This is a genomic window from Oligella sp. HMSC05A10 (assembly GCF_001808335.1).
Taxonomy (GTDB): Bacteria; Pseudomonadota; Gammaproteobacteria; order Burkholderiales; family Burkholderiaceae_B; genus Oligella; species Oligella urethralis.
In genome coordinates, this window is record NZ_KV792870.1 from 1 (window position 1) to 1,500 (window position 1,500).

The 1,500-nt window shown below is 57.9% G+C and carries 2 protein-coding genes; one reads left to right on the forward strand and one right to left on the reverse strand.

Annotation, left to right across the window (positions count from 1 at the left end; all coding sequences use genetic code 11):
• On the reverse strand, positions 1–1,156 hold a 1,156-nt coding region (locus HMPREF3144_RS02940), incomplete at its 3' end, for an RNA-guided endonuclease InsQ/TnpB family protein (RefSeq protein WP_070476316.1).
• A 21-nt stretch (positions 1,157–1,177) separates the two neighbouring features.
• Here HMPREF3144_RS02940 and tnpA point away from each other — a divergent pair.
• Positions 1,178–1,500 (forward strand): IS200/IS605 family transposase (tnpA, locus tag HMPREF3144_RS11370; protein ID WP_083290369.1); only part of this gene is annotated, 323 nt, incomplete at its 3' end.

A 1,500-nucleotide genomic window follows, 5' to 3' on the forward strand; every position in this document is an offset into this window, starting at 1 on the left:
CGCTCACTTCACAGGCGAACCGGGCGTGTCCCGCCCTTAGAACATTGATCGCGCCGACGAGATCGGCGTTTTCCTCGAAACCGCATTCCACGCACTCGAACCGGGCTTGCGTCTGGCGGTTCTCAGCCGACACATGGCCGCAGCACGGACAGCTGCGGCTCGTATTCTGCGGCGGCACAGCGATGAGGTATCCGCCGTTCCACGCCAACTTGTAGTCCAGTTGGCGGCGAAACTCGAACCAACCTTGATCGAGGATGGACTTGTTCAGGCCCGACTTGGCCCGAACGTTTCTTCCCGGTGCATCTGCCGTGCCTGCCGCCGACTTGGACATGTTCCTCATCTGCAAGTTCTCAATACACACCATCGCGTGGTTTTGGCTGATCGTTGTAGAGCACTTGTGCAGGTAGTCGCGGCGGGCGTTGCCGATACGGGAGTGAATGCGCTGGACTCGGGCTTTCGCCTTCTTCCAGTTGTTGCTGAATTTGGTTTTGCGGCTCATGGCTTGCTGCGCTTTGCGCAGGGCTGTTTCATGCCGCTTGAAGCTGTTGAGCGGCGCGTAGAACGTGCCGTCCGAGAGTGTGGCAAAGCGGGTCACGCCCATGTCGATACCCACTGCCGTGGTAGCCTGCGGCAGGGGCTGCTCAACTTCGCGCTCGGTCTGAATCGACACGAACCACTTGCCGCAAGACTGGCTCACGGTGACATTTCTGACTGTGCCCAGCACCTTGCGACTGTTGCGGTAGCGCAGCCAGCCCAGCTTCGGCAGGAACACGCGGCTGTTCGCTTGGTCGAGCTTGATCTGTTTCGGGTCGGGGTAACGGAAACTGTCTGACTGGCCTTTCTTCTTGAAACGAGGGAAGTCGGCCCGTCTGGCGAAAAAATTACTGTAAGCACGCTCCAAATCCTTGAGCGTCTGTTGCAACGGGTGAACGGGCGCATCCGCCAGCCATGCCGTTTCTGTGCTGTTGCGCCACTCGGTGAGCAGCTTGCACAGGCCCGCATAGCCCAGTTTCTTCTCCCCACGCTCGTAGCGCTCCTTCTGCAACGCCAGCGCCTTGTTGAAAACGAACCGGCAGGAGCCAGTGAAACGGCGTATTTGCCGCTCTTGCTGGCCGTCTGGTCGCAGTTCGTATTTGAAGGCTTGGAGGCGTTGCATGCGGATATTATAATATGGCCTATGAGCGACGACAACGATATTAGGCATGGACGACACTGCGTTTTTAAGATACATGTCCATGTGGTCTTTGTAGCGAAGTATCGCCGCAGCGTGTTCGATGGAGATGCTATCAACCGGCTGCTCACCATCTTCGCCAAGGTATGCGCCGATTTCGAGGCTGAACTGATGGCGATGGATGGCGAAAACGATCACGTGCATCTGCTGGTCGAGTACCCGCCCAAGGTCGCCATTTTCAACCTCGTGAACAACCTCAAGGGTGTGTCCAGCCGCCTGCTGCGCAAGGAACGACCCGACATCCAGAAACGCTACTGGAAGGGCGTACT